This is a genomic window from Cupriavidus pinatubonensis (assembly GCF_019602855.1).
Lineage (GTDB): Bacteria > Pseudomonadota > Gammaproteobacteria > Burkholderiales > Burkholderiaceae > Cupriavidus > Cupriavidus pinatubonensis.
This window is the reverse complement of record NZ_CP080766.1, coordinates 1,129,014-1,141,264: the sequence shown is the minus strand read 5'-3', so window position 1 is coordinate 1,141,264 and position 12,251 is coordinate 1,129,014. Positions and strand designations below refer to the sequence as shown.

Annotated in this window: 11 protein-coding genes; 1 reads left to right on the top strand and 10 read right to left on the bottom strand. The window is 64.5% G+C overall.

Annotation, left to right across the window (positions count from 1 at the left end; translation table 11 throughout):
• Positions 1 to 55: 55 nt before the first annotated feature.
• The 3 genes from K2O51_RS05255 to K2O51_RS05245 all read right to left on the bottom strand — a co-directional run bounded on the left by K2O51_RS05255 (position 56) and on the right by K2O51_RS05245 (position 3,843).
• Positions 56 to 661 (bottom strand): hypothetical protein, encoded by a 606-nt coding sequence (locus K2O51_RS05255; RefSeq protein WP_011301777.1) that lies wholly within the window; start codon positions 659 to 661, stop codon positions 56 to 58.
• Between the two features lie 762 nt (positions 662 to 1,423).
• Positions 1,424 to 2,152 (bottom strand): GntR family transcriptional regulator, encoded by a 729-nt coding sequence (locus K2O51_RS05250; protein WP_011301778.1) that lies wholly within the window; start codon positions 2,150 to 2,152, stop codon positions 1,424 to 1,426.
• Positions 2,149 to 3,843: a sigma-54-dependent Fis family transcriptional regulator gene (locus K2O51_RS05245; RefSeq protein ID WP_011301779.1), complete on the bottom strand. Its 1,695-nt coding sequence runs from the start codon at positions 3,841 to 3,843 to the stop codon at positions 2,149 to 2,151. Before K2O51_RS05245 ends, K2O51_RS05250 begins: the two co-directional genes overlap by 4 nt.
• A 411-nt stretch (positions 3,844 to 4,254) precedes the next feature.
• Here K2O51_RS05245 and K2O51_RS05240 point away from each other — a divergent pair, with 411 nt between their 5' ends.
• The gene (locus K2O51_RS05240) at positions 4,255 to 5,625 is read left to right on the top strand and encodes an OmpP1/FadL family transporter (RefSeq protein WP_011301780.1); all 1,371 of its coding nucleotides are present in this window, start codon (positions 4,255 to 4,257) and stop codon (positions 5,623 to 5,625) included.
• A 52-nt stretch (positions 5,626 to 5,677) separates the two neighbouring features.
• On the opposite strand, the gene K2O51_RS05235 is transcribed toward K2O51_RS05240, so the two are convergent.
• The 7 genes from K2O51_RS05235 to K2O51_RS05205 form a co-directional block, all read right to left on the bottom strand.
• Complete coding sequence (locus tag K2O51_RS05235; protein ID WP_011301781.1) at positions 5,678 to 7,456, bottom strand: sigma-54-dependent Fis family transcriptional regulator; 1,779 nt, start codon at positions 7,454 to 7,456, stop codon at positions 5,678 to 5,680.
• Between the two features lie 234 nt (positions 7,457 to 7,690).
• Positions 7,691 to 8,689, bottom strand: coding sequence for a 2Fe-2S iron-sulfur cluster-binding protein (locus K2O51_RS05230; protein WP_011301782.1), 999 nt, complete (start codon positions 8,687 to 8,689; stop codon positions 7,691 to 7,693).
• A gap of 48 nt (positions 8,690 to 8,737) precedes the next feature.
• A complete protein-coding gene (locus K2O51_RS05225; RefSeq protein WP_011301783.1) occupies positions 8,738 to 9,736 on the bottom strand; it encodes an aromatic/alkene monooxygenase hydroxylase subunit beta in 999 nt (332 codons plus the stop codon).
• Between the two features lie 12 nt (positions 9,737 to 9,748).
• Positions 9,749 to 10,066 carry an MmoB/DmpM family protein gene (locus K2O51_RS05220; RefSeq protein ID WP_011301784.1) on the bottom strand — a complete coding sequence of 106 codons (318 nt, stop codon included), beginning with the start codon at positions 10,064 to 10,066 and terminating at the stop codon, positions 9,749 to 9,751.
• 19 nt (positions 10,067 to 10,085) lie between these two features.
• The gene (locus tag K2O51_RS05215) at positions 10,086 to 10,421 is read right to left on the bottom strand and encodes a monooxygenase system ferredoxin subunit (RefSeq protein ID WP_041680674.1); all 336 of its coding nucleotides are present in this window, start codon (positions 10,419 to 10,421) and stop codon (positions 10,086 to 10,088) included.
• 7 nt (positions 10,422 to 10,428) lie between these two features.
• Entirely contained in the window at positions 10,429 to 10,689 is a 261-nt protein-coding gene (locus K2O51_RS05210; RefSeq protein WP_220630582.1) for a toluene-4-monooxygenase system B family protein, read from the bottom strand.
• Positions 10,690 to 10,713: 24 nt separating this feature from the next.
• Positions 10,714 to 12,219: a ferritin family protein gene (locus tag K2O51_RS05205; protein ID WP_140951219.1), complete on the bottom strand. Its 1,506-nt coding sequence runs from the start codon at positions 12,217 to 12,219 to the stop codon at positions 10,714 to 10,716.
• Positions 12,220 to 12,251: the final 32 nt, after the last annotated feature.

Below are 12,251 nucleotides of genomic sequence, written 5' to 3'. Positions count from 1 at the left end.
GCCTCCGTTGCCTCTGGCAAACGGTCGGCTACGAGTTGGCCGGCTGCCTCGGGACTCATGCGTCTGCGACGCCCGGAAAGAGGAAAACAGGCGCAGCAACAGCGGCCAGGCGGTCGATGGCTGCGGTCACATCGTGGGCTATGGCTTCTTGCGCGCACAGGAAGGCGAAAGCACCGACCGTCTTTCGGCATACGACCACGGGAATGTTGACCAGCGTCCTGGTACCTAATGACCGCAGCAACTCATGGTCGGGAAAATACTTTGCCAGCGCTTCGTTGCCGGAAGCCACCAGCACCTGCTGACGCTCAAGCACATGACGTGACCAATCGCTGCCACTCAGATGCTTCCAACCGCCCACCGGGTAGGCGGAAGGAATGGTGGAGAAGATGCGTCTGACGTCCCCGATCGCCTGGGGTTTTCCGTCCGGCGAGCCCTTCGAGACCAGCGCAGTCATCTGGAGGTGAGGCAAAGTTTTCTGGACCACCGGTGCCCATGCGGTGAGCGCTGCCTGCACCGAATCGGCATTGCGGATGCTGACGATAGCCATATCCATTGCGCCTGCTGGTCCCAGAACGGCATTGGCCGCCGGCTGCGCGGTTGCAGAGAGCGACGGCGCCAGAAGGCCGGCGGCAGCGCTTATCGTGAAGTGGCGTCGATTCACAGGAGTCTCCTCGGGTAGTTTGCGTCAGGATAGGCTTCCGGAACCGGCCCCTCATCCTCTGTCCCGTAGGAATGGGCGCGCGCATTCCTCTACGGCTGGTAGGAATGCTGTCGCGGGTCATGCGCTGCGTAGAAGATTCGACCGCGCTTTTCGTTGCTTGCCTCCGAAGACCTGATGAGGCGTGCTGACTACCATCAGACATCACTTTTCAACCCGCTCTCCTCGGGGTGAGAGGTGTTTTGTCACCCCAAGCCTGGTAAGCCCGCGGCCAGGAGTCGGCGGTATGGTCGTGGAGTTGGTGATCTGGTGGCCTGTGGTGTGGACAGGCCACCAGCCTTTCTCGGCAGAAATGCTGAGCTGGCGGTATGACTCGGCAGAGGCCTTTGGCAGCCGGTGTGGTGGCGTGGGCGCTGATGCGCCAACCCGAATTCACGCCGAAGCCGACCGTTCGTAAATGAACTTGTGCTTGCCGATGACTCCGGCGACCACTGGCCCACTATCCTGATATTGCGGCCCTCAGGGAGTAGAAACACAATGTTGCCGTCGAATCCCGAATGGGCAAAAGCGCAGGGTTACCTTCCATTGGCGCATATCCCGGCTTGATCAACTCACCGTTGAGCGGAGCAGGTCGTCCGCCGCACGATATCAACCGTCGAACCGAGTTCTCGCAGCGGTCGGGGGGCGGGCGCTAATATCGAAATCGGCCCACCAGGTACCCCCCGTTTTTCTATCTTCAGATGGCAATAAGTCGCTGCCGGGTGCTTACATTTCAATTCGCGCGCTCGACAGAAACTCATAGGTAAGGCGAATATGTGCCTCCAGTGCGAGCGCAGCGCGCGCTTCCTGGCGCGCCACGGCGGCCTCGAAGATGAGCGCATGTTCCTCATGCACTTTCCGGGAGACTGATTGGTTCGTCCCGAGGCGGATGGCAACGTGCCGGTAGCGTTCCCCGTGACGGTAAAGGAGCTTCAGCAGATATTGACTCCACGGCGAGCGGTGCGCGGCGATCAGGGCTTCATGAAAGCGCCGGTTGGCCTGCTCCCAGCCGGCCGGGTCCGCCGACGGGCCACGGGCCTCCGAGGCTCTGAGGTTGTCGAACGACGCCCGCAACTGCGCTTCCCATTGCATGTCGCCGTAGCGAATGGAAAGACGAAGCGCTTCAGTTTCCAACCGCACCCGCGTGTCAGTGAGATCCTGCAGGTCGTCCAGCGAGATCGCCGTGACCCGGTATCCCCGCTGGCCTTCAACGGTCACAAGGGCATCGGACACAAGCAGCGCCAGGGATTCTCGCAGCGTGCCGGCACCCACTTGATAGCGATCCTTGAGGTGTTCGACCCGCAGGCGCTCGCCGGGGCTGATGCGTCCCTGCACGATGTCCTGCCGCAATTGAAGATAGGCGCGCTCGCACAGGGTGCGCGGCGCGAAGGGCTCGGGAGGCCGAGGGTCGTCTGGCACGCTGTCGCGGGCGCTGCGGCGTTTGGCGGCTGTCATGCTTCGCTGTCTTTGTCTTCTTGGCGCTTGAGGCGATAGGCCAGTTGCGGGCGGGTCAGGCCGAGGTGCCGCGCCGCGCCTGACAGGTTGCCGCCGGCGCGCTCGACGGCAAGCTCGAGAAGCTGGCTCTCCAGCGATTCCAAGCTGAGCCCGCTATCGAGAATGCGCACGCAGAGGGCCTGCTCGCTGTCCGGCCGCACCGGCGCCAGCCGGCCTCTCGCGCTTACCGTTGCCTGTATCCCCGGTGGCCGGTGCGGAAAGAGATGTTCCAGTTCGATGGTTCCACCTTGCGACGAAAGGATGACACCGCGCTCGATCAGGTTCTCGAGTTCACGCACGTTGCCGGGCCAATCGTGGTGCACGAGCGCCTGCATAGCGCGTTCGCTAATCCCGGAAAGGCGCTTCTGGTGGAGCGCGCTGAAGCGCGCCAGCAGGTGGTTCGCCAGTGGCTCGATATCGGCCGTTCGCTCGCGCAGTGGCGGAATGCAGATCGGATAGACGTTTAGTCGGTACAACAGGTCGCGCCGGAACCGTCCCTGCGACACTGCTGCCTCAAGGTCGACATTCGTTGCCGTGACGAGGCGCACATTGACCTTGCGCGCGGTCTCCGCGCCGAGGCGCTCGATCTCGCCGTCCTGCAGCACGCGTAGCAGCTTGGCCTGTAACGGCAGTGGCAGGTCGCCGACTTCATCGAGGAAGAGCGTGCCGCCGTCTGCCCGCTCGAAGCGGCCGCTGCGGCTGACGTGCGCGCCGGTGTAGGCGCCCCGCTCGACGCCAAACAATTCGGCCTCGATCAGGTCAGCGGGCAGCGCGGCGCAGTTGACGGCGATGAAGGGACCGCCGGCGCGGGCCGATCCTTGGTGCAAGGCGCGGGCGAAGCGTTCCTTGCCCACGCCCGTCTCGCCGGTCAGCAATACAGTCACCTGCGTGGCGGCGGCGCGGTTCAACAACGCGTGGGCTTCCTGGAATGCGGGCGAGGCGCCGACAAGCATGCCGGCGGAGATCCCCGGCTCGCCTGCTGACTCGATGGTCGTCACCAGCGCCTGCACCTGCTCGTTGAGCGCGGCGATGGTGTCGAGAAGGGAATCGTCCTCGAAGTACTGGCGCTGTTCGGCGGCGTCGGGCCATTCGTCGACAGGCCGGCCAACGATCTGGCAGTGGTCGGCGCCGCAGGCCGCGCAGCATGTTTCCTTGAAGACGATGAGGCGGCCCATGAAGGCACTCGTGTAGCCGCTGGCGTATCCGAGCAGAACCCAGCAGGCAGGCGTTTCCGCGAGCCCGAAGGCGTGCCGGTGGGCATAGGCTTCCCACGAGTTGTCCCAACGGAATTCTCCGGAGAAGCGGCCTGTGGCGGCGTCGAAATCGAGTTGGATCGGCGTCACACACGCAGCGCCTTCGAGCATGTGCAGTTGCGGCCCGACCAGGAATGCGGCGTCGAGCGAGAGTGCACCGCGCGTCGTGCGTGCAAATTCAGCGTCGCGCCGGCCAGAGGCATATCCCATGCGCGTGAGCAGTCTGCGCGCGTGCACGGGGCCCACCGAATGGATCAGGTCCTGCCTCAGGCCGCTCAGTGCGGCAGTATGCAGGAGCAGCATGCGGCGTTCGCCCAGCCAGATGGCGCCGCTCTCGGGATCGAAGCGCAGGAGGTGCCGCAGATCGGCATTCGGAGGGTAACTGAGCTTGGCTTCCACGGCGTGCGTCCCCCGTTGTTAGGTGGTGGGTGGAATCTCGATATTCTGGTGGATCCTACCGGGCGATGCAAGGACCGTCCCACGCGCACACCGGATTCGATCATTTGATGAAACCGGGATATTCTGATGCGTAGATCATATCGTCAAATTGAGACAAGAGGGCGTCGCACGGAGCTGGAGGTCCATGCGGAGGGTCATGTCGAGACGGAAAACCCTCATGGTTTTCCCTGTAAATATCGAGATTTAGCGGAGTGGCCTGCCGAGCTGGTACGGCTTCTGCAATACGACTGACGCGACCGCGCTGCAACGCCAGGCCGGCCGCAGGCATCACTCTGCGAATGCGCAGGCTCGTCCGTTTCCCCGGCGATGCCGCGCGCTTCGCTATCCCCCGAAAATGACAAGGAGACACTCGTGAGAGGCAACTACGTTCGCGTGGCCGTGGCGCTATGCGCTGCGGCGTGCGGAACACCAGCGGGAGCAACGGACGTGTTCAACCTGGAGGGCTTTGGTCCAGTTTCCCGCGCTATGGGCGGGACCGGAGCGGCCTTCGACATCGGGCCAGCGGCGATGATGGCGAATCCGGCAACACTTGGCCTGATGGCCGAGGGGAATCACCTGCATCTTGGGCTCGACATGGTGACCACCGACATCAAGGCCACCAATACGGCAACGGGCGAGACGGCCCGGTCCGGCAACCACGGCAACAACAACGGGCCTTACTTTGCGCCCGAGGCCGCGTTCGTCTACCGTCATGACAACATCGCGCTAGGCGCCGGAATCTTTGCGGAGGGCGGCCTCGGTACGCAATACGGGGGCAGCAGTTTCCTGTCGCGCACGTCCAATGGCGTGCAGACGGGCCTGGACCAGTTCTCCCGGTTGCTGGTGCTGCGCATTCCGTTTGCGGTGGCCTATCGGCCGACGGACAAGCTGACGCTCGGCGCCTCGCTGGATGCGGTCTGGACGTCGCTCAATCTCGGCACGCTGCTCGACGTCACGCAGATCGGCACGCTTGCCAGCCAGCGGCGGGTGTCTGGTTCGCTGGTGCCCACGCTGCTTTCCGTGCCCGGCCTTTCCGGGGGGTACCTGGGCTTCTCGAACAGCGCGCCCGTCGGTGGCGGGGCCGATGCCTGGGGCATCGGCGGAAAACTGGGGCTGACCTACGACATCACGCCCGATACCCGCGTAGGACTGGCCTACAACGCGAAAACGCGGGTGGGCGATCTTCGCGGGCAGGCCACGCTTGCGGCTGTCAGCACCGTCGCGGGCAACATTCCGCTGAGCGGCGAAGTCAGGGTGCGGGACTTCCAGATGCCGGCGCAGTTCACGGTGGGCATCAGCCACCAGTTCAACGAGCGACTGTCGGCTTCGGCGGACTACCAGCGAGTGTTCTGGTCGAGCGTGATGCGTGACATCAACGTCACCTTCACGCGTGGGGGCGCGAACCTCGACCTGTCGCTACCGCAGAACTACCGCGATACCAACGTGTTCGGCCTTGGCGTGGCGTACCGTTTCGATTCGGCCTGGACGGTGCGCGGCGGGTTCCACTATGCGCAAGAAGCCATACCGAACGGCATGCTGCTAGCCGTTGTGCCGGCCATTCCCACGACCACCCTGAGTGGCGGCGCGACTTACGCATTCGGCAAGGACGACGCGATCGATTTTGCCTTGTCGGTGGTGTTACCAAAGACCGTGGGGAACGCCAGCCAGCCGAATACTGCGGTACCGCTCACCGTGCGGCATTCGCAGCTCAACGCGGTTCTGGCATACCGCAAGCGCTTCTAGCGCAGCGAGCCCCCTGGCGCAGCGCTATGCGGCCGCGCCGGGGGGCATTTCGTCATTGCGCTTCAGGCGTAATGCCGTATTTCTGCAGCCTGTACGCCAGCGTCGGACGGCTGATTCCCAACACCCGGGCTGCGCGCGACAGATTGCCGTTGGCTTCGGCAACGGCTGCACGCAGCATGGCCACCTCCGTTTCGGCCAGACCAGGTCGCCCTTCGGCAGCGCTCGGCGGCGATTCCGCTTCGCTGGCTTCGCTGACGCGTCCGATGCTGCCGCTGCGCTTCAGCATGAAAGCGGTGGTATCAACTTCCTCGCCGCTGGTGAACAGGTGGCACAGGTCGAGCGCGCCACCGTCCTCGGCCAGAATGACCGCGCGCTCGATCATGTTCTCCAGCTCTCGGACGTTGCCGGGCCAGTCATAGGCGAACATCGCGTCCACGGCGCGTTCGCGGAAGCCGGTGATGTGCTTGTCATGCTTGCGTGCCATGCGCTGGAGGAACCAGTTCATCATCAGCGGGATGTCGTCGCGGCGCTCTCGCAGCGGCGGCACCTGGATCGGAAAGACGTTCAGCCGGAAGAACAGATCCTCGCGGAAGTGGCCAGCCTTGACAGCTTCACGCAGGTTCACGTTCGTGGCGGCAACCACCCTGACGTTGACTTTCCGGGTGCGTGTATCGCCCACACGCTCGATCTCACCCTGCTGTAGCGCGCGCAGCAGCTTTCCCTGTGCCGTGAAGCTCAGTGTGCCGACCTCGTCGAGAAACAGCGTGCCACCATCGGCCCGCTCGAAGCGGCCGGCGCGGGATGTGGTGGCGCCCGTAAAGCCGCCGCGCTCGACGCCGAATAACTCGGATTCCATCAGGTGTTCCGGAATGGACGCACAGTTCACCGCGACGTAAGGGCCGTCGGCGCGCTTGCTCAGGCGATGCAGGTTGTTCGCAAAGACTTCCTTGCCAACACCGCTTTCCCCCAGGAACAGCACGGTGGCGTCGGTGGGCGCCACCTTGTTGACCATGTGGCAGACGGTGTTGAAGCCGGCGGAGATGCCGACCACGCCGAAGCTGTTCTCCGGGGCGCTGGACAGCCGCGCCGCGATGCGGCTCGTGGCGGGCAGGGGCGCCTCGTCCACCGGTGCCCATTTGACGAAATCGCCGATCCTCAGGAAGCGCAGGTCGTCCTGGGCGTCTTCCCATTCCTCCACCGGCTTGCCTACCACGCGGCATTTCACATGCCCCATCCCCCGGCATTCGGTTTCCCTCCACAGGATGGGACGGCCCATGAAGGCACTGGTATAGCCGCATGCATAACCGATCAGCATCCAGCACACGGATTCATTGCCGATACCATAGCCGGCGATGTGGGCTTCCGCCTCGGAGCTGTCCACCAGATAAAAATCGCCGAAGTAGTGGCCACGCTGGACATCGATGTCCAGCGCCACCGGTTCGCAATGCACCATACCCTCCAGCGAGACCAGTTGTGGACCGGCCAGGAAGTCGTCATAGGTGTTCAGGCCGGCGCGGACCTTGCGCGCCATCGCTGCGTCCCGCGTGCCGGCCTGGTAGCCGATACGGGTGATCAGTCCGCGCGCTGTTTCCTTGCCAAGGCTTTCGATCAGTTCTTGCCGCAAGGCGCCAAGAGAGCTGATGTGCATTAGCATCATGCGTTGGTCGTCCAACCAGATGCGACCCTGTTGCGGCGCGAAGCGCAGGCGCTTGGCGAGGTCGTGGATCGCCGGCACCCGGATTGCCTCGGGGGACTCGCGCTTCTGATTCCGGCCGGGATGGCCTTGCGCCGGTGAGCCGGACTTGGGTTTTCCGGGATGCCTCTTCGCCATGATTTCCTCAATCGCGACTGGCGCGGTTGCGGACGCGCGAGCGCGGTGTCGCGCCTCGCGCGGTCCAGTCCGGGGACCGATATCCACCGGCCCCCGCAGGCCATGTAGTGCTCGGTAGAAGGAGCTTATCGCCAACTTCCAGATATGGCGATTGGTAATCGCACGCGGCATTTGCGATCAGGCTATCCGGTGTCGCGGCTGTGCGCTGTGCGTCCCAAGGCAGATGTCGCCGGCCTAGACAAAGCGGTCGAAGCGGATCTGCCCGAACGGTACCTGGTGCTTGTGCATCAGGAGCGCCTGCATGGCTTCGATCATGAGTGGCGGCCCGGCAAAATAGAAGTCGTAGCTGCCGAGGGAAGCTGTCAGGTTACGCTCGACTTCCTCGTGCACGAACCCCGTTGGCCCCTTCCAGGTGCTCTCCGGTGCGGACAGTGCCACCGACAGCGTAACCCGCTTGTCTTCGGCAAGTTTTTCCAGGGCGTCGAGGGCACCGAGGTCAGCCTGCCCCCGGGCGCCATAAAAGAAGTGGACGCGCCGCGAACCGCTACCGGCGAGTGCTCCGCGTGCGACCGACAGCATTGGCGCCAGGCCCGAGCCACCGGCGATGCAGACAATGTCGCGGGCACTGTCCTCACGAAGGTAGGCGTGGCCGTACGGCCCGTCGAGCACGACGCTGTCCCCGATTCCGACCTGGTCGAACAGCGCGTTGCTGCCAGCCCCGCCCGGCACGCGGCGGATCACGAACTTCCAGATGCCTTCCTCGTTGGGCAGGTTGGCCATCGAATAGGCGCGGGCGCCCGGTGCACGGGGCGGGTAGAGCAGCGCGTACTGGCCGGGCCGGAACTCGGTCGCGCCTGGAACCCGGAACGTGAATTCGCTCATGTCAGGGGTCAGCGCGCGGCGTGCCAGGAGTTCCGCTGCGCGGCGATGCGCCCGGACCGCCGGGCGATACGATTCGTCGCAGCGCACACGTATCGTGCAGTCGCTTAGCGGCCGCGACTGGCACGCAAGGTACTTGCCACGCTTGCGGTCACGCTCGGACAGGCCGGGCGCCTCAGGCCAGACGGATTCCATGAGCCCGTCCACAAGGTCGAAGCGGCACGCGCCGCAGCCGCCCACGCTGCACTCGTGCGGCAGGGCCATGCCGGCGCGCAGGGCGCCGCGCAGCAGCGTGTCTTCCTCCGCGGCGACGGTGAACACCGCGCCGCCTTCGATCGATATCTGGTATTTCATAGGGTTCCGATGGTGGCTGTTGAGTCGTATCGCCCGGCATGTCCTGCGTTACAGACCTGCCAGGCCGATGCTGTCCCAGAAGTCGCGCACGGCCGCGCAGGCCCGCGCCTTCGCGTTCGGCGCGTCGGGCAACGCCGCGCAGTAGGCACTGATTGCATCGTCCGCGAGCGGCGCCCACCGGGCAATCGAGCCGGCCAGCACGTCACGATTGCCCGGCGTCTCCAGGGCCATGCGGACGAGCGCGCCGGCCCAGTGCCGGTGCCGCTGGACGTCGGCAAGCTGCGCGTCAGTCAGCAGGCCGAGCAGGGTGTCGCCGTTGTGGCGCGCCGCCTCGCCAAGCCCGCGCAGGACGGCTTCCTCCATCGCCGGCCGCAATACCAGGCTGAAGGCGACGAAGCACTCTGCCCAGTCCCATGCCACGAGCGCGTGTTCGACCAGCTTGCGCCAGCCCTGCCAGGCCGGGTCCTGCTCCCAGTACCTGCGCTCGTCGGTGCCAAAGCCCACGTCGCCGAAGGTCTGAGACAGCTCTCGCGTGCGATATGCGGTGTGGGTCAGCCACCGCAGCGAGTCGGCGGTCTGGTAGGCGGCGCAGTTCGAGATCGTGGATGCGGGGGCCATCTGCGTCAGGTAGGCGGATCCCATTTGCAGTGCGTGGAACAGATAGCGTGCCGGGGTGTACAGCCGCGCCAGCGTGCCGGCCCAGGAGTGCTCCAGCATGGAGTCGTGGCCGCGTTCAGAAAACTGGTCCAGCAGGCCGGACACATAGGTTTCCTGGCCGTCCTGCAGCATGTTGTAGGTGCGGTAGACGAGTTCGTCGGGATCGCGGAAGGCGTTCCAGTCGGCGTGTTTCAGCGGCGAGGCGTTGCGGTGACGCTTGAACCACTGCGCCATCTCGAAGTTCGGATCGAGCTCGAACGGCGCGTCGGGGTTGTCGGTCGTGTAGTGCAGGTTCGTCGAGACGATCTCGTACTCGCTCGGCTTGCGCCGGCGCGCGGCCAGGTGGCTCCAGGTCTTCAGCGGCTTGAGGACGTCGGGTTGCGTGGTCATGCTCGTCTCCGGTTACAGCGTCTTTTCGTAATAGAAGCGGACGTAGTCGTCCGTGGTCTCGATGCGGCCCGCGAACGAGCTGAGGTTGACCTCCAGCTCGGACATCCTGAACGGGCGGCCCAGCGCATCCTCCAGCGTGGCCCGGCGCAGGATCAGTTCGCCGTCGGTGTCGATGCGCACGTATGCGAGCTTGTCGTCGACGCGGATTTCCTTCCCTGGGTTGTCTTCCTGCGCGGCCTCGATGACGCCGGACGTGATGCTGCTCGCGCGCAGTACGGGGCCGACGCGGTTGTTTCGGTAGGCCTCGGCGGTGTTGTGGTCTTTGCTCATGATCGATTCCTGTGCAATATCAGCAGTTGGCGAACAGTGGTTCGACGCCCTCGACAGCGATGAGGATGTCGTCGCCATCCACCTTGACGGCATACTCGGCAAGCCGGCACCCACCGGGGTTGATGCCCTTGCCTGTGTTGGCATCGAAGGTCCACTGGTGGGCCCGGCACATCAGCACGCGCCCGTCGAACTTTCCCTCTGCGAGCGGAATGTCCTGGTGCGGACAGATGCCCTGGAATGCGCGTGGCGCGCCGCCTTCGGGGCGGACGAGCACGATGACGTGGCCGTCCACCTCCACTTCGGCCATGTCGCCTTCCCACAACTCGTCGAGCGTGGAGACTTTCTGGAAATTCATGGTGACCTCATGCATCGCAAAAGATGAATTCGAGCGACTCCATCGGCTTGATATCGGTGTCGCCAATCCGGGCGTCGCGGGGGTAGAACTGGTCGCCCCCCTGACGCCGCACCCGGACGACCTTGCCGGGCTGGGGCGCCACGCGACGGCCGACTGAATGGTGCGCGGCCGCCGCCGCTACCTCGTCCATCGAGTTCTCCGTATCGACGGAGACGAGCTGCAGCACGAAGTCGTACTGAAAATTCGAAATCACTGGAAACAGTGCCATGTCATCCTCCATCTGATGGCCGCGTCAGGCGGCCTTGTTCTGTTCGCGCTGGCGGCGGTAGGCCTCTACCCACGCGTACTGGTGTGCGTCGTCGCCAATCTCGCCGGGGGCGAGGTTCATGTACCGGAGTGCGCCCCCCAGGTCGGGCGGCTGGATGTGCCCGGCGAGGAAACGGTCGACCAGGGTCAGGTGGTCGCGGTAGCGCACCGGGTCCTGCTGGAAGACCCAGCGGTCGATCTCGGAGTTGAAGTGGTACGTGCGGCCGTTGTACTCGAGCGGATAGTCCCTGACGTTCCAGCCGTTGCCGGGCACCGCGCAGATTGGCAACTGGCTCATGTTGCAGACGATGGGCAGGGTCTCGGGGACGGTCAATTCCTTCCTGCCCGCAAGCAGGTTGTCGATGATGACGTCCCAGGCCTTGCCGAACGTGTCGTTCCAGCCGGGATACTTTTCCTCGAGCCAGTCACGGCAGTCCGGCGTCATGCCGGCGGCCGGGTTCCACCAGACGGTCGGCCGCCAGAACCAGATGCCCATCTGATAGGCATGGTGCTGGTAGTCGAACTCATTGATCATCTGGTCCCAGTACCAGGGCAGGTCGAGACCGAGGTCGATCAGCGTGCGCTCGAACTGGCCGACGATCCATTCCGTCATGAACTCCTTGAATGACTCCTTGCGATGCTGCAGCGGCGTGGCGTAGTCCATCGACGTGCCAGTCAGCAGGGAGAACAGGCGCCATGCGCGTGCAATGGCGACGTCCACGAGCTGCTGCGCCTGCTCCTTGCGCCCGTTGGCGATCAGGATCTGCAGTGCCGGGCCGCCGATCTGCGCGTGTCGCGACTCGTCCGTCTGGATGCTCGAGATGAGGCTGGCGAAGGTGAAATCGCCGGCTTCCGCCGCATCGGCCGCCAGCCCGAGGAACTGCATGTTGGTGAAACCCGTTTCGAAGGCAAACGTAAGCATCACGGCGATCTCGATCGCGCTTCGCGACATGAACAGGTCGTCGAAGGTGCTGCGGGCGGCGATCGCGCCCCATTCGTTGGTGTGATAGGCCTTGTGCGCCCAGTCAAATTGCCGGTCCTTCGGGCAGTAGTCGTGCGGAAAGTAGAGCTGCAATTGCCCGTGACGGTTCTCGTCGAGCATGCCGAACGTCGCCATGTTGCGCATCCCTGGCGCGCGGCCGAAGCGGGCCATGCGCGCCTCCGCGCTCATCGCCGCGTATTCGCCGAGCGCGATGGCGCCGTAATGCGCCTTCAGGATCGACAGCCAGCCGGGATCGGCGTCCTCGAACATGCGGCTGCGCTCGAGCGCGGCCTTCACGGAATAGGCGCCGGCGTCCTTCTCGCGCTGAATGCGGACGTACTCCGGATACGACGTCTTATAGGGCTCGTCATAGGTTTCCCAGATTTCCATGGGCACGCCCTGCGCCCCTGCCATGACCTCCGGGAAAAGGTCGGACTCGGCGACGTACGTCGGCGTCCAGTTCGTTGTGCGGGCAATGTCGTACCACGCTGCGCGTTCCAAAAGCGCCATGGGATATCTCCTTGGTGAATGTCATGTCTTTC

Coding starts and splice junctions, on each gene's coding strand:
- K2O51_RS05250 (WP_011301778.1), bottom strand. CDS start 2,152: ATGACAGCCGCCAAACGCCGCAGCGCCCGCGACAGCGTGCCAGACGAC.
- K2O51_RS05235 (WP_011301781.1), bottom strand. CDS start 7,456: ATGGCGAAGAGGCATCCCGGAAAACCCAAGTCCGGCTCACCGGCGCAA.
- K2O51_RS05230 (WP_011301782.1), bottom strand. CDS start 8,689: ATGAAATACCAGATATCGATCGAAGGCGGCGCGGTGTTCACCGTCGCC.
- K2O51_RS05225 (WP_011301783.1), bottom strand. CDS start 9,736: ATGACCACGCAACCCGACGTCCTCAAGCCGCTGAAGACCTGGAGCCAC.
- K2O51_RS05220 (WP_011301784.1), bottom strand. CDS start 10,066: ATGAGCAAAGACCACAACACCGCCGAGGCCTACCGAAACAACCGCGTC.
- K2O51_RS05215 (WP_041680674.1), bottom strand. CDS start 10,421: ATGAATTTCCAGAAAGTCTCCACGCTCGACGAGTTGTGGGAAGGCGAC.
- K2O51_RS05210 (WP_220630582.1), bottom strand. CDS start 10,689: ATGGCACTGTTTCCAGTGATTTCGAATTTTCAGTACGACTTCGTGCTG.
- K2O51_RS05205 (WP_140951219.1), bottom strand. CDS start 12,219: ATGGCGCTTTTGGAACGCGCAGCGTGGTACGACATTGCCCGCACAACG.